Origin of the sequence: Anoxybacillus eryuanensis, assembly GCF_051200995.1 — a bacterium.
GTDB classification, from domain to species: domain Bacteria; phylum Bacillota; class Bacilli; order Bacillales; family Anoxybacillaceae; genus Anoxybacillus; species Anoxybacillus tengchongensis.
Genome location: NZ_JBPODS010000002.1, coordinates 1 through 13,933, shown reverse-complemented (window position 1 = coordinate 13,933; position 13,933 = coordinate 1). Strand labels below are relative to the sequence as shown.

Here is a 13,933-nt window from a genome sequence, read left to right as displayed (position 1 = left end):
TACATTAATGTGGATGTATAAAAGATGAACATGAGGACTGAGTAAACATGCGTAGCTTATTTTTTTTGCTCATATCGATCGTTACACTTTTTTTTACAAAAACGGTATATGGAGAAAAGATCGAAGTACATAAACAGTTGCAACAAGCGATTGATGAAGCGCATACTGGCGACGTGTTAATCGTGAAAAAAGGGATATACAAAGGCCCAATTATCATTCGCAAGCCGCTTCATCTTGTTGCTGAACCTGGAGCGGTAGTTGATGGAGGAGGAAGCGAATATGTTGTGACAATTCGTGCCCCTCGGGTTCATGTCGAAGGTTTAACGGTTCGTAACAGCGCGTATGGAAAAGGGGCTGGTGTGCTCATTCAAGAAAGTTCACATGTCACGTTAAAACACGTACGTATTGAACAGGTGCATTACGGTGTTTATGTAGAAAAAGGAACACATATCAATCTCTTAAACAATACTATTCGCGGACGAGATATTCACTTTGCTCAACGAGGAAACGGTATTCACCTATTGAAGACAAGCCACGCTGTTGTGCGCGAAAATCATATTTCACGTGTGCAAGATGGCATTTATTTAGATTGGGCTAAACATACAATGATCGAAAAAAACGAAGTAACGAATGCCCGATATGCCATTCATTTCATGTATGCTGAAGAAGGGGTGGCAAAAGAAAATGTGCTGACAGAAAATATTAATGGAATCATGATGATGATGTCAAAGCAGTTTAATATCGGACATAATACGATTGTTAGACAATTAGACTATCGTGGGTATGGGGCACTTATTTACGATAGCGAACATGTCGTAATGCACAACAATACATTATCTTATAATAGCACAGCTGTATCGTTACAAAACGCACGTCATTGTCATATAAAAGACAATAAGTTTATCGGTAACTATCGTGCATTGCATAGTTTATATGAAAACCCCGAAACAATTGTTTTCAAAAATAAATTTTTGGGAAACATGGAAGACGCACTTGTTCAAGGTACACCTATTGCATTCGATGATGGACATAGAGGGAATTATTGGGATACTTATCGGTTTTATGATTTCAACGATGATGGAATTGGTGATACCCCACATCGCATTCGTTCCATGTATAGTCGGCTGTTGCGGAAATGGCCAAGCGTGCAATTTTATTTTCAAAGTCCGGCGTTAGCACTTCTTGATACAACAGAGTCATTTTTTACACAAGCACAGGCGCAAGGGGAAGACCGTTTTCCGCTTATGGAAGTCATTCATAAGAAAAGTGAAACAAACGAACGATCATGGCGACTTTTGTTGTTTGGGAGCATCTTATTAGTAAGCAGTTTGTCTATGTTTGCATATGGGAGGGGCATGAGATATGAAAAAAATCGCTAGTCTTTTATTTGCATGTTTTCTTGCCGCATGTAGTGGAGAGAAGACGTATGAACCCGAAGACATTAATCCAGATATTGATGTATGTGTTGTTTGCAATATGAGTATCGTAGCAGAACAGTATGCGACAGAAGCGATTTTAAAAGATGGAACGGTGCATAAGTTTGATGATATTGGGTGCATGATTGAGTGGATGAATGAACAAAACGATGAGGACATGGCAAAGAAATACGTTCGTGATGTAACAAACGGGAAGTGGATTGAACTTGAGCAAGCTGTTTACGTATACAATCCAAATTATTGGACGCCGATGAATTATGGGGTCGTTTCATTTGCAAACGAAAAACACGCCAAAGAGTACATGGCACAAGAAGGAAAAGGAGAGATATGGACGTATGAGCAACTAAAAAAACATCGGTGGGGATTTGAACGATGAATACAGCGATAAAGTACCAATGGATGATGATGATTCGTAGCAAATGGCTCATCACTTTTGCTGTTTTGTTTGCTGTTCTATCATCAACTGTGATCGCCAGTAGCGGACACGAGGCAGCAGGAGTATTCACACGTTCGACGGCAGCTTTATTAAATTTGTCCCTTTTACTTGTTCCGCTCGTTGCTCTATTAGCAGGTAGTTTGTTTATTGCAGGGGAAAAAGAAGACGGCCGATTGGCGCTCATATTAACGTATCCGATCTCTACCCGTTCTTTAACAGTTGGTTTATATGTGGGAAGTTGTATATCATTATGGACAGTAGTTGCACTCGGGTATGGAAGTGCAAGCGTCGCTCTTTTTGCAACAGGAGGGACGTGGTCGGCGTTTGTTTTTCTTTCGTTTGTACTAACCATTGTATTAACGAGTATTTTTTTAGCAATTGCTTTATTCGTTGGACTTGTTTCCTCTAATCGTTTACAAGCCCTCGGTGTCAGTTTATTTATTTGGGCGTTTTTCGTTTTATTTTATGAATTTATCGTATTATTTTTGTTATCAATCGTTCCAAAGCAATGGACCATTTTCTTATTTACCCTATCCATTATATTTAATCCGGTTGAACTCATGCGCATTTGGACTGTAGCCGCTTTGAAAAGTAGCGCAATATTTGGACCACAACTATATGAATGGTCAAAATGGGTAGAAAGTGCAAGTGGGCATTTTACATTTATTGTAATATCGTGTGTATGGGTAATTGTGCCATTGTTTTTAGTGAATGTATGGTTGAAACGAGGGAAGCGACATGCTTGAAGTGAAACAATTGACGAAAATATATAACGAGCAAAATAAAGTCGAAAACATTTCTTTTTCTGTTCAGAAGGGACAATGTTTAGCGTTATGCGGTGGTAACGGCGCAGGAAAAAGCACGATTATTAAAATGTTAATCGGACAGCTCTCTCCAACGAAAGGGAACATATATATAAACGGACAACCGATTCAAAACAACGACAAACAATGGTTTTCGTTTATGCCCGATCATTTGCAATTCCCTCCCTTGTTTACAGGTTACGAAGTGTTATCTCTATTTGGACGATGGCAAGGGGCTAATGAGGAGCGCATTAAACAATGTTTAGCACTCGTTGGATTGGAAAACGATCAACATAAACAAGTAAAGACATATTCAAAAGGAATGCAACAACGGCTCGCGTTTGCGCAAGCGCTTTTAGCGGACGCCCCATTGCTTATTTTGGATGAGCCAACAAACGGTTTAGATCCGTATTGGGTATGGGAATTTAAACGGCTTATTCGTTCTGAAAAAGAAAAAGGAAGAGCGATCATTTTTTCCACGCATATGCTGTCAATTGTTGAAGAAATTGCAGATACTGTCGCGTTTATTCATCAAGGACAAATGCTCATATACGATTCAGTTTCTACACTTTGTCAAGACGGAAAGTCGTTAGAGTCGATATTTTTTGCACAAATTTCACAACATATGTCATACTGAAAAAGTAAGCGAATATAGCTTGCTTTTTTCATTTCGAGGAGGATTGAGAGATGTTAAAGTTATACGTCATTCGTCATGCAGAAACAGAGTGGAACGTACAACAAAGAATGCAAGGATGGAAGGACTCTCCTTTAACTGAAACAGGAAGAAAACATGCAGCACTTTTACAGGAACGCTTACGTACTGTCCCGTTTACTGCTGCGTATTGTAGTCCAAGTGATCGGACAAAAGAAACGGCGCAAATTGTGTTAGGGCAACGTCATGTGCCAATATATTTTGATGAACGACTACGTGAAATTTACTTAGGTCATTGGGAAGGAAAAACAATTGCAGAAATTGCCCAAGTAGACGAGCAAAATCATTATCATTTTTATCATAACCCAGATGCATACAAGCCGATCATTGGCGAGACGTTTCTTGATGTGCAACGTCGAGCTGTCGCTGCCATTCAGCATATTGCCCATACTCATTCAGAAGGTCATATTCTTGTCGTTACACACGGTATGGTGATTCGTACGCTTCTTGTATATTGGAAACAGCAAACGCTCGCACAGTTATGGGAAAATAGCCGTGTATACGGTACGAGTGTGACCATCGTTTCGTTTGAAGGAGGAAAGTGGAATATAGAATGTGAGTCAGATATTTCACATCTTGAAAGTGAGATGACACATTTATGAGAAAATGGCTTATTTTATTTACAATCATCTTTTTGATTAGCGGTTGTGTACAGCAAAATAAAGGAACGACGTTTGTTACGACAGTACAATATGTTGTTGATGGGGATACAATCAAAATAAAAAAAGATGGGGAGATTGTAACCGTTCGTCTATTAAATATCGACACGCCAGAAACGTATCGTGAAAAACAGGCGTATGGTGAAGAAGCAAAGCAATTTGCTAAAGATGTCCTTCTTCACAAAAAAGTGACGGTCGAATTAAGTGCAAAAGAAAAACCGTATGATCGCTACGGTCGATTGCTTGCGTACATATGGTTGGAGGATGGAACTTTGTATCAAGAAAAAATTGTACAAGAAGGGCTGGCACGTGTTGCTTATGTGTTTGAGCCGGATACAAAATATGCAAAAAAATTGTATAAAGCACAAGAGGAAGCAAAAAAAGCGAAAAAGCGCATTTGGAGTGTGGATGGATACGTAACAGAAAAAGGATTTGATATGAGCGTATGGCTTGATAAAGCTTCATGAATATAAAAGGGCTGAATGAAACAGCCCTTTTAATGTGCTAGCATCGCTTGCATATCTTCTTCCACATTGCCAATGAGCTTGAGGCCAAACATATCTTGCAATACGCGCAACACACCTTCAGAAATAAAGTGTGGTGCTTTTGGTCCAATCCGAATATCTTGAATGCCTAAACTAAACAATCCGAGTAAAATGGCAACCGCTTTTTGTTCAAACCATGAAAGAACGATGCTGACAGGTAGTTCATTTACCTCACAGCCAAACGCTTCTGCAAGTGCCATCGCAATTTTGACAGTCGAAATCGAGTTATTGCATTGTCCTAAGTCAATATATCGCGGAATGTTTGTGCCAGGAACGACACCATAATCTACATCGTTGAAGCGGAATTTTCCGCAAGATGTCGTTAAAATAACTGTGTTTTTCGGTAAAGACGTCGCTAATGAACGATAATATTCGCCGCCTTTTCCAGGCGCGTCACAGCCTGCAATGACGAAAAAGCGTTGAATTTTCCCTTCCTTTACAGCTTGAATAATTTCTGGTGCAATTTGAATGACTGTTTCGTGATGGAAACCAGTAACTAATGTTTCATCTGATTCGATATTTGCTTCTGGAAGTTGTAACGCTTTCTCAATCAACGGTGTGAAATCATCATTCTCGATTTTTTGTACATGTTCTAATCCGGCTACATCGTATGAAAACATGCGGTCAGCATACGAGCCTTTAATCGGCATCACACAGTTTGTTGTCGCTAAAATGGCGCCAGGGAATTTTTCAAATAAACGACGTTGGTCGTACCATGCTTTTCCGACGTTTCCTTTTAAATGTTTATATTTTTTCAATTGCGGATAGCCGTGCGCAGGCAACATTTCGGAATGCGTGTAAATGTTAATTCCTTTGCCTTCTGTTTGTTTCAATAACTGTTCAAGTGCAAATAAGTTATGTCCTGTAACGAGAATACATTTTCCTTCAATTTTATTTTGTGTTACGCGAACAGGTTGAGGAATGCCAAGGCGTTCTGTATGTGCCCGATCGAGCAGTTCCATGACACGAATAGCAGCTTTTCCGACTTTCATCGCCATATCTAAATGTTCTTGAACGTTAAAGTTGGAGTTTGTTAGTGTCATATACAACGCTTCATGCGTTGTTGTGTCAACAAATGGATCTGTATATCCGAGTTGATGAGCATGCGTGCGATATGCAGCAATTCCTTTTAGCGCAAATACAATCGTATCTTGTAAGCTTGCAATCGTTTCATCTTTTCCGCAAACACCGACGACTGTGCATCCCCCTGTTGGCGTTTGTTCGCATTGATGACAAAACATGATAACCCCTCCTTTTCTTATTAACACTTTAACAATAGGGGAAAATCACCGTAGCGTAAGTGATGTATATCACACATCTATATAAAAATGTGAACGAAAATTGACAATGTTTTATATTGAATAACGAGAAAAAATATATTAAAATGGAAGAAAATAAAATCAATCAAGCTACTAGGGGTGCCGGATGGCGATGGCTGAGAGGAAAACGCGCAATCAGTTTTCCAACCCTTTGAACCTGATCTGGTTTGTACCAGCGGAGGGAAGTAGGCTATGTTTTGTAAGTACAAACTAGTCGATTCTGTCCGACTAGTTTTTATTTTTTTAAGGGGGAATACACGATGAATGTTGGACAATGGTTAACGCGCGTCAGAGAGGAGTCGCCACTTGTACATAATATGACGAATGTTGTTGTGACAAATTTTGTTGCTAACGGTTTGCTTGCATTAGGTGCGTCTCCGGTGATGGCTTATGCAAAAGAAGAAGTAGCCGATATGGTTCGTTTAGCACGTGCTCTTGTATTAAACATTGGTACATTAAACGAAACAGATGTAGAAGCGATGGTTATTGCCGGAAAAGCGGCAAACGAAGCAAATGTTCCCGTTGTTTTCGATCCTGTCGGAGCAGGTGCGACAACATATCGTACGGAAACAGCCCAACGTATATTACGCGAAGTCAACGTTACCATTTTACGTGGAAATGCATCCGAAATCGCAAGTATTGTTGGAGAACAAGCAAGTACAAAAGGGGTAGATGCAGGAGATGTTCAAGGCGATCTCGAGCATGTAGCCAAAAAAGCAGCGCGTATGTTTCGTTGTACAGTTGTTGTGACTGGGAAAGATGATGTGGTGACAGATGGAGAAAAAGTAATGATCGTCTCAAACGGTGATGCCATGTTAACGAAGGTGACAGGAACAGGCTGTTTATTAAGCTCGGTGTTAGGTGCATTTGCTAGTGTAGGAGAAAATGTGATGATGTCATCTGTCGCTGCGCTTGCTTATTACGGTATAGCAGCTGAAAAAGCAGCGAAACATGCCAAAGCGCCAGGTAGCTTTCAAATAGCATTTTTAAATGCTTTATACGAGACGACAGCAGAAGAAGTGAATGAATACGCACACATTCGAGGGGAATAAATGATGAAACATATGTTATCGTTATATTTCGTGATGGGAAGCGTCGATTGTACGAAAAATCCGCTTGTCGTGCTTGACGAAGCGATTGAAGGCGGCATTACGATGTTTCAGTTTCGCGAAAAAGGAAAAGGAGCGCTTACAGGACTTGAAAAATATCGCTTAGCTGAGCAATTGTTTGAGCGATGCCGCGCTCGTAACATTCCGTTTATTGTGAATGATGATGTGGATTTAGCGCTTGCTTTACAAGCAGACGGTGTTCATGTCGGACAAGAGGATGAAGCGGCAGAACGAGTTCGTGATCGCATAGGGGATAAATATTTAGGGGTATCCGTTCATAACTTGACTGAAGTAAAAAAAGCGCTTGCTGCTCACGCCGATTATGTCGGGCTAGGTCCCATTTTCCCAACCGTTTCAAAAGACGATGCAAAGCAAGCATGTGGACTGACGATGATTGAACATATTCGTGCGCACGAAAAACATGTTCCACTCGTTGCGATTGGTGGAATTACAGAACAAACAGCGGAACAAGTCATCAAAGCGGGGGCAGATGGAATTGCCGTCATTTCTGCCATTTGCCGTGCTGAGCATATTTGTGAACAAACAAAACGACTATATGAGATTGTCATGCGTACAAAACAAGAAGGCGACAGGTAATGTCGTCTTTTTCTATTTTTTTTGTGCAGGATTTTACTCACATATGTCGAAAAAAACAGCGAACATACGAAAGAAGGAGATGGGAAAGATGGAACATATCGTATTGTCATATGAAGATCGAGTTGCAACAATTGAGTTGAATCGTCCAGATGCGCTGAACGCTTTAAACGAGAAAATGTTAACAGAGTTGCTACAGGCGTTAAAGGAAGTTGAAAAAAGTGAGGCAGATATTGTCATTATCCGCGGTCGTGGGAAAGGGTTTTGTGCAGGTGGCGATATTAAAACGATGTTGCAGTCAACGAATGAACATTCATTCATAGAAGTGATGGAAACGATTAAACAAATTGCAATAACGTTACATCAATTGCCGAAACTAACGATCAGTTACGTGCACGGTGCAGCTGCAGGGTTAGGATTTAGTTTAGCGCTTGCTTGTGACTATGTGATCGCAAACGAACAAGCGCGCGTTGCAATGAATTTTATCGGTATTGGCTTAGTTCCAGATGGTGGGGGGCATTTCTTTTTAAAACGAAAAATTGGTGATGTCAAATCGAAGCAAATCATATGGGAAGGAAAAGTAATGAGTGCACAAGAGGCATATGAAGTGGGACTGATTGATGAAATCGGTGATGAGCAGGCGATTCAACAGAAAGTAACGGAGTGGCTAGCAAAACCGATTCGTGCGATGATCGCAACAAAGCAGTTGTATGCTCATCTAAGCGAAGAACAGTTGTTGAACACGTTGCAAATGGAGACAGCGTATCAAGCGAAAATGCGTAAAACAAAAGACCACGAAGAAGGTATTCGCGCTTTTTTAGAAAAGCGTCGTCCGCATTTTAGCGGAAAATAAAAAATTTGAAAAACTTTCATCTTTAAGCTATCTTTTTCGGGTCTGCGATGTGTATAAATGAAATATAGAAAAAGTATAACGAAAAGGGCGGCTGAAGATGAAAGTAGTGATTATAGACGATTACGTGCCGACATTGGAAATGATGGAAGCGATGCTCGAACATATTCAAGGCATCTCCATTCATTCGTTTGAAGATGCGGACGAGGCATATGCATATATTTTATCCCAACATGTCGATGTCATTTTAATGGACATTTGTATGCCGAAAACAGATGGTATTGAATGGTGTCGGCGATTGAAACAACATGAGCAATTGCATCATATCCCTGTATTAATGGTTACAGGTTACGATGATGAACAAAAATTAGAGGAAGCGTTTGCAGCAGGGGCATTTGATTACATTCGCAAGCCGTTTACAATGGTCGAACTCGTTTCGCGTGTTCAATTGGCATATCGCCAAAAAGAAACGATGGATCAACTGAAACGAACGAATGAAGCATATGTAGAAAGTTATCGGCATATGTGGACGATGCAAAAAAAGATGAATGAAGACTTACAATTAGCCCGACTCGTTCAAGAAGGTTTACTTCCTGAACCGCTGAATAATGAACATATTCATTTTGTCGGGACGTATATTCCTTCTGCACAACTGTCTGGTGATTTATATTTTTGGCAACAAGTTCGTCCACATATGTATGCTTTTATTGTGATTGATGTCATGGGGCACGGTGTTGCATCTGCACTTGTTGCGATGTCGATTCGTTCTTTGTTACATGGATTAATGACGAAAGTGACAGACCCCCTTCTTGTTGTGCATGAATTAAATCGACATGCTTTTCAATTGTTTGGAAAGGAAACGAAATATTACTTTACAGCTTTTTACGGAACGATTGATGTAAAAAAGAAAGTCATGGAGTATGTAAACGCAGGCCATCCGCCAGCCATATTGATGACTAATCGAAAAGCGATGCTTCTTAAAGAAGGGGGCATTCCAATTGGCATTGTATCCAATGCTCCATATAAAAAAGGGACGATTTCGTTTCAACATGACACTTATCTTATGATTTACACAGACGGATTGATCGAAGTGTTAGGTGAAGAATGTGCCAGACAACTTGCTGACATGATGCAAACGGCTCATACGTTTGATGAGATGGTAAAGAACATAAATGAAAAAACGCAATATGATAAAGGAAATGACGATATTACATTCGTTTCTATTCATGTAAAATAGCAAAAAGGGGCCGAGAGCCCCTTTATTTAATGTCTACAAATTGATCAAGTTGACAGATAGATAATATATGTTTAATAGGTGCTGAAACGCCTGTCATTTCAATACGCATTCGATCTTTTAATGGATACAGCCAGCTAATCAGCAATCGAACACCAGAGCTATCAATAAATCGAACAGCAGATAAATCAATTTGTAAATGAGATGTTTCCCACGGCTGTGATTGAATCGTTTCTTCCATGACGCGTGATGTTTCAAAGTTAATATCTTGCTGAAAAGAGACAACGATTTTGTCACCATATGTTACAATGTTAATCATGTTTTTCCCCCTTTTTTCGTGCGATCATGACGACAGCACGTTTCCCTTTTTCGTCAAATGAAAAATGGGAAGCAAGCTGTTGAACGAGAAAAAGTCCCCGTCCTCCTTGACGAGTGAAATCAGGAGGAGGAGCGCTGAGTTTTTCCTCCCATTGAAAGCCGTCTCCTTCATCAATCACTTCAATGACGATCGCTTCATCTGACCAGCTGATGTGTACAGTAGCATATTTTTTTGTAGAATGTCGAATGACATTGGAAACGAGCTCCCATAATATTAATTGAATTGTATATTTTTGTATTTCGTCTAGTTGCATATGATCGTTTATTTGCTCGAGCATCGCTGAAATCATTGTGCTATAATTTGTTTCATTTAGCTGAGCTTGAATCATTGTTTTTTAATTGAATCAAAAGTTGTTTTATATAAGGATGTTTATAATCACCTTGATGCTCGAGACGATACAATTGACTCCATAAAGAGTTATATGTTGAACGAAATGAGAGCGGGATGCTCTCTCCGAACGAACGTTGCAAATGCATGAGACGAAACTTCGCATAGTTGCGTGATGGTACATCATTCGGGAGAATTCCCATATCGATGCGAATGAGCTGCTCGTTTATTTCGTGGAGCAACGTTTCCGCCATTTCGTCGATATGAGCAAACGTCCGTTGTTCGTATTTCAGCCGTGGGTGCTTCATCGTCATCTTCCTCCGTTTAACAATTACGAATTGAACTTTTCGGTCAATTCTTGATTTAAATCGTTTAATTGTTCGGCCATTTCAGCAATTTGTGAGGCAGCGGATGAAATTTCATCAAACATTTGATGAAACTGTTTAATGAGCGAAGTAAATTGATCGATTTTTTTACTTGTTGATTTTACATCAGTAACAGATTGATCGAAAATATGAATGATACTTTCATTTGCTTGTCGGAATGCTCTCGTTTCGTCGACAATTTGTTGAAACGCCTGTTCAAATTTGCGAATCGTTTGTTGAACAATGTCAATGTGATTTTGAATGTAGTCAAGCGATTGTTCCGTCTGCGTTGCAAGTTTTCGCACTTCATTTGCGACGACTGCAAACCCTTTTCCATGTTCACCCGCACGTGCAGCTTCAATGTTCGCATTCAACGATAAAATATTTGTTTGATTTGAAATGTTGCGAATCGCATTGACGATTTCTCCGATTTTTCGCGAGCTATCGGTCAGTTCGTTCGTAAGCGATTTTGTTCCTTCAATTAATGTAGCAACACTGTCTAGTTTTGTTAACGTTTGTTTTACATCTGCTTTTCCTTTTTCGACTCGTTCGCTCATTTGAACAGATTGACGTTGAATACTTGTCACTTCATTCAACATGTTTTGGACATTTTTTTGTACTTCAAAAATAGAAGCAGTTGTTTCTTCTGCACTTGAAGCAAGTGTTGTAGACGATTCTGTTAAACGATGTTGCAACTCTGCAATTTCATTTAACTTCATCATAGACGATGTATACGATTCAATATACGTTTCAATCGCAATTTGCATATCGAATGAACAAAGTTTGGTAAACGAGTGGTAAATGTTTGTTGCTTCTGTCGGAGGTAGCTCCTCCATTAATATGCGAAGCACTTCATTTTGAATGATTGTATAGGCGCCTAAATACCATTCTGGGAATAGACCGATCCGATTATGAACGTTGCCGATCACTTTTCGCCGAATAATATATTGTTCACCAATTTCTCCAGAGACCATATCCATTAGATAAGCGCGCAACGTTTGTTTTAAGCGATCAATCGTGGAATGATTGTCAATAATGCGTCTCAAATGTGGCATTTGCCCAACTTGATCGTAAAACGCATTGACAATTCGTTCGACATGCTTAGCAAAAAGCGGACGAATTGAAACAAGTTGTTGCACATCTTTCTCTGTTAATCCAATGAAAGAAACTTGTTGCTTTCGATCGCTTGAAAGGAGTTGTCGATAATACGTTGTAACGTGTGAAGATGTAGAAGGACGAAGATTCATATCTTCATTTTCTTTTTGATTTTTTTTACGGAACAGCTGAATGGCTCCTTGCTCATTAAAAAGGGCATGAAATGGACATTTTGACATCATTTTCCCTCCAATTTTTATAAAAAATCCCCTAGAATATTATATCATGTACTGTAAAAATAAGAAGGAAATTTTTTATGTTATTTCCGAGGGAAGCGCAAAAAAAGACAAAGTTTTCCCTTCTTGTCGAATAAGAAAGAATGAAGTAGAATGTATATTTGTGAACAATACGAACTGCGGAGAGAGAAGCGATGAGCAAAAAAATTTTATACTTATTTTTTGTTTTAATTGGGGCTACAGTCGTTATTTTTGCGAATATGAAGCATAACATTTATACGTTCATGTAAAATTAGGTATTTCCATTAGTACATGTATACCCCTTTGCACATACGCTAGAAGTGTAACAAACTTTAATGCGAAAGGGGTATGAAATATGCGTTGTCGTCCAAATATGATGCAGCCAATCGTTCATCCAACGAAATGTTGTACACAGCATCAAATGCAAACAACGATTGTGCCGCACATTCATCCGTCACATACGACGTATGTGAATCATCATTTGTTCCAGCATCAACATTATTTTCCTCATACGCAATCAGTAGTCAACGATGTATCGCATCAACATGTTGTTTGTCCAGGTCCGGGACCGTTTCCACGGCCATTTTAACCGAAGGCGATTCGCCTTCGGTTTTTTGGTGTGCTCGGCATGGGTGCAATCTCTAGGGTGAAAGTCCCGAACTGCGAGGGCAGAAGTAGCAGTTAGCCTAACGCAAGGGTGTCCGTGGCGACGCGGAATCTGAAGGAAGCGAGCGGCAAACTTCCGGTCTGAGGAACACGAACTTCATATAAGGCTAGGTATCATTGGATGAGTCTGCCAAACAAAACAAAGTCCTTTCTGCCGAAGGTGATACAGAGTAAATGAAGCAGATAGATGGAAGGAAAGATTGCACCCTTACCCGAGGAGGTCTGATGGATACATGAAGTACCCTTCATAACCTACTTAGTGATAAGTAGCTGAACCATCAGAAGTCAGCAGAGGTCATAGTACGAATCGGTCTAGAACGATTCGGAAGGACTGAACAATCAAGAGAAAATAGCCCTTGGCATTCAGTTTGTCATGGTGAACACAGAAAACATAGAACCTCCCAAGAGAAAGGAAACGGTGAACCCCGTGGGGGATCTTTTGGAGGGTGGAGTGACGACTGGCATAAAAAGATCAGCTATTTACGGAAGGAAGAATAACGATGATTTTGAATCAAATTCTGTCACGGGAGAACATGCTTCTCGCATTGAAACGAGTAGAACAAAATAAGGGAAGCCACGGAGTAGATATGATGCCCGTACAAAACCTGCGAACGCACATCGTCGAAAATTGGCAATTCATCAAAGAAGCGATTCTCAAAGGCACTTATGAACCGAAGCCTGTCCGAAGAGTCGAAATCCCGAAGTCTGATGGCGGTGTTCGGTTACTAGGTATTCCAACCGTGACAGACCGTTTGATTCAACAGGCGATTGCCCAGGTATTGTCGAAGATATATGACCCGATGTTTTCCGAACATAGCTATGGCTTTCGCCCAAATCGAAGTGCCCATGATGCAGTGAGGAAAGCACAAGGATATATCAAAGAAGGATACCGATGGGTTGTAGACATCGATTTGGAAAAGTTCTTTGATCAGGTCAACCACGACAGACTGATGAGCACATTGGCGAAAAGAATCCACGATAAACCGTTATTAAAATTAATCCGCAAATACTTACAGTCGGGTGTCATGATTCATGGAGTGGTTTCAAGTACGGAGAAAGGAACACCACAAGGTGGTCCATTAAGTCCGCTCCTTTCCAACATCGTCCTTGATGAGTTGGATAAAGAGTTGGAAAAGAGAGGACATCC

17 protein-coding genes and 1 riboswitch are annotated in these 13,933 nt (G+C 40.1%); of the genes, 12 read left to right on the top strand and 5 right to left on the bottom strand.

Translation table 11 applies throughout. The features are described 5' to 3' along the window. Positions 1-47 precede the first annotated feature (47 nt). Genes HNQ84_RS02490 through HNQ84_RS02465 form a run of 6 tightly spaced genes read left to right on the top strand, consistent with a single transcriptional unit; the run spans position 48 to position 4,513 of the window. Positions 48-1,379: a right-handed parallel beta-helix repeat-containing protein gene (locus HNQ84_RS02490; RefSeq protein ID WP_435621039.1), complete on the top strand. Its 1,332-nt coding sequence runs from the start codon at positions 48-50 to the stop codon at positions 1,377-1,379. Then, on the top strand, positions 1,363-1,812 hold the full coding sequence (locus tag HNQ84_RS02485; protein WP_435621038.1) for a nitrous oxide reductase accessory protein NosL: 450 nt from the start codon (positions 1,363-1,365) through the stop codon (positions 1,810-1,812). The genes HNQ84_RS02490 and HNQ84_RS02485 overlap by 17 nt, the downstream gene beginning before the upstream one ends. Continuing rightward, entirely contained in the window at positions 1,809-2,618 is an 810-nt protein-coding gene (locus HNQ84_RS02480; RefSeq protein WP_435621037.1) for an ABC transporter permease, read from the top strand. The genes HNQ84_RS02485 and HNQ84_RS02480 overlap by 4 nt, the downstream gene beginning before the upstream one ends. Continuing rightward, on the top strand, positions 2,611-3,312 hold the full coding sequence (locus tag HNQ84_RS02475; protein WP_435621036.1) for an ABC transporter ATP-binding protein: 702 nt from the start codon (positions 2,611-2,613) through the stop codon (positions 3,310-3,312). Before HNQ84_RS02480 ends, HNQ84_RS02475 begins: the two co-directional genes overlap by 8 nt. 50 nt (positions 3,313-3,362) lie before the next feature. After that, complete coding sequence (locus HNQ84_RS02470; RefSeq protein WP_435621035.1) at positions 3,363-3,989, top strand: histidine phosphatase family protein; 627 nt, start codon at positions 3,363-3,365, stop codon at positions 3,987-3,989. Beyond that, positions 3,986-4,513 carry a thermonuclease family protein gene (locus HNQ84_RS02465; protein ID WP_435621034.1) on the top strand — a complete coding sequence of 176 codons (528 nt, stop codon included), beginning with the start codon at positions 3,986-3,988 and terminating at the stop codon, positions 4,511-4,513. The genes HNQ84_RS02470 and HNQ84_RS02465 overlap by 4 nt, the downstream gene beginning before the upstream one ends. Positions 4,514-4,542: 29 nt before the next feature. On the opposite strand, the gene hcp is transcribed toward HNQ84_RS02465, so the two are convergent. Continuing rightward, positions 4,543-5,832 carry a hydroxylamine reductase gene (gene hcp, locus HNQ84_RS02460; RefSeq protein ID WP_435621033.1) on the bottom strand — a complete coding sequence of 430 codons (1,290 nt, stop codon included), beginning with the start codon at positions 5,830-5,832 and terminating at the stop codon, positions 4,543-4,545. Positions 5,833-5,995: 163 nt separating this feature from the next. Then, positions 5,996-6,111, top strand: a riboswitch (TPP riboswitch). A 59-nt stretch (positions 6,112-6,170) separates the two neighbouring features. On the opposite strand from hcp, the gene thiM reads away from it, so the two are divergent. The 4 genes from thiM (at position 6,171) to HNQ84_RS02440 (ending at position 9,700) form a co-directional block, all read left to right on the top strand. Beyond that, positions 6,171-6,962, top strand: a complete 792-nt coding sequence (gene thiM / locus HNQ84_RS02455) for a hydroxyethylthiazole kinase (RefSeq protein WP_435621032.1) — start codon at positions 6,171-6,173, stop codon at positions 6,960-6,962. Then, positions 6,963-7,616, top strand: coding sequence for a thiamine phosphate synthase (thiE, locus tag HNQ84_RS02450; protein WP_435621031.1), 654 nt, complete (start codon positions 6,963-6,965; stop codon positions 7,614-7,616). Positions 7,617-7,704: 88 nt separating this feature from the next. Beyond that, positions 7,705-8,466, top strand: coding sequence for an enoyl-CoA hydratase (locus HNQ84_RS02445; RefSeq protein ID WP_435621030.1), 762 nt, complete (start codon positions 7,705-7,707; stop codon positions 8,464-8,466). A gap of 97 nt (positions 8,467-8,563) precedes the next feature. After that, entirely contained in the window at positions 8,564-9,700 is a 1,137-nt protein-coding gene (locus HNQ84_RS02440) for a PP2C family protein-serine/threonine phosphatase (RefSeq protein ID WP_435621029.1), read from the top strand. Positions 9,701-9,722: 22 nt separating this feature from the next. Here the strand turns inward: HNQ84_RS02440 and HNQ84_RS02435 are convergent, their stop codons facing one another. The 4 genes from HNQ84_RS02435 to HNQ84_RS02420 are packed head-to-tail and all read right to left on the bottom strand — an operon-like array spanning position 9,723 to position 12,102. Then, positions 9,723-10,016, bottom strand: coding sequence for an STAS domain-containing protein (locus tag HNQ84_RS02435; protein ID WP_435621028.1), 294 nt, complete (start codon positions 10,014-10,016; stop codon positions 9,723-9,725). Further along, positions 10,009-10,404, bottom strand: a complete 396-nt coding sequence (locus HNQ84_RS02430) for an ATP-binding protein (RefSeq protein ID WP_435621027.1) — start codon at positions 10,402-10,404, stop codon at positions 10,009-10,011. Before HNQ84_RS02430 ends, HNQ84_RS02435 begins: the two co-directional genes overlap by 8 nt. Further along, complete coding sequence (locus HNQ84_RS02425; protein WP_435621026.1) at positions 10,382-10,711, bottom strand: hypothetical protein; 330 nt, start codon at positions 10,709-10,711, stop codon at positions 10,382-10,384. Before HNQ84_RS02425 ends, HNQ84_RS02430 begins: the two co-directional genes overlap by 23 nt. 23 nt (positions 10,712-10,734) lie before the next feature. Next, positions 10,735-12,102 (bottom strand): protoglobin domain-containing protein, encoded by a 1,368-nt coding sequence (locus HNQ84_RS02420; RefSeq protein ID WP_435621025.1) that lies wholly within the window; start codon positions 12,100-12,102, stop codon positions 10,735-10,737. 373 nt (positions 12,103-12,475) lie between these two features. On the opposite strand from HNQ84_RS02420, the gene HNQ84_RS02415 reads away from it, so the two are divergent. Both HNQ84_RS02415 and HNQ84_RS02410 read left to right on the top strand, forming a co-directional pair. Then, positions 12,476-12,709, top strand: coding sequence for a CotD family spore coat protein (locus HNQ84_RS02415; protein WP_435621024.1), 234 nt, complete (start codon positions 12,476-12,478; stop codon positions 12,707-12,709). Positions 12,710-13,286: 577 nt separating this feature from the next. After that, positions 13,287-13,933: reverse transcriptase domain-containing protein (locus HNQ84_RS02410; RefSeq protein ID WP_435621023.1), on the top strand; the 647-nt coding region annotated here is incomplete at its 3' end.

Bases quoted from the DNA above. Each gene is read 5' to 3' on its own strand.
- HNQ84_RS02490 (WP_435621039.1), top strand. From the start codon at position 48: ATGCGTAGCTTATTTTTTTTGCTCATATCGATCGTTACACTTTTTTTT.
- HNQ84_RS02485 (WP_435621038.1), top strand. From the start codon at position 1,363: ATGAAAAAAATCGCTAGTCTTTTATTTGCATGTTTTCTTGCCGCATGT.
- HNQ84_RS02480 (WP_435621037.1), top strand. From the start codon at position 1,809: ATGAATACAGCGATAAAGTACCAATGGATGATGATGATTCGTAGCAAA.
- HNQ84_RS02475 (WP_435621036.1), top strand. From the start codon at position 2,611: ATGCTTGAAGTGAAACAATTGACGAAAATATATAACGAGCAAAATAAA.
- HNQ84_RS02470 (WP_435621035.1), top strand. From the start codon at position 3,363: ATGTTAAAGTTATACGTCATTCGTCATGCAGAAACAGAGTGGAACGTA.
- HNQ84_RS02465 (WP_435621034.1), top strand. From the start codon at position 3,986: ATGAGAAAATGGCTTATTTTATTTACAATCATCTTTTTGATTAGCGGT.
- hcp (WP_435621033.1), bottom strand. From the start codon at position 5,832: ATGTTTTGTCATCAATGCGAACAAACGCCAACAGGGGGATGCACAGTC.
- thiM (WP_435621032.1), top strand. From the start codon at position 6,171: ATGAATGTTGGACAATGGTTAACGCGCGTCAGAGAGGAGTCGCCACTT.
- thiE (WP_435621031.1), top strand. From the start codon at position 6,963: ATGATGAAACATATGTTATCGTTATATTTCGTGATGGGAAGCGTCGAT.
- HNQ84_RS02445 (WP_435621030.1), top strand. From the start codon at position 7,705: ATGGAACATATCGTATTGTCATATGAAGATCGAGTTGCAACAATTGAG.
- HNQ84_RS02440 (WP_435621029.1), top strand. From the start codon at position 8,564: ATGAAAGTAGTGATTATAGACGATTACGTGCCGACATTGGAAATGATG.
- HNQ84_RS02435 (WP_435621028.1), bottom strand. From the start codon at position 10,016: ATGATTAACATTGTAACATATGGTGACAAAATCGTTGTCTCTTTTCAG.
- HNQ84_RS02430 (WP_435621027.1), bottom strand. From the start codon at position 10,404: ATGATTCAAGCTCAGCTAAATGAAACAAATTATAGCACAATGATTTCA.
- HNQ84_RS02425 (WP_435621026.1), bottom strand. From the start codon at position 10,711: ATGAAGCACCCACGGCTGAAATACGAACAACGGACGTTTGCTCATATC.
- HNQ84_RS02420 (WP_435621025.1), bottom strand. From the start codon at position 12,102: ATGTCAAAATGTCCATTTCATGCCCTTTTTAATGAGCAAGGAGCCATT.
- HNQ84_RS02415 (WP_435621024.1), top strand. From the start codon at position 12,476: ATGCGTTGTCGTCCAAATATGATGCAGCCAATCGTTCATCCAACGAAA.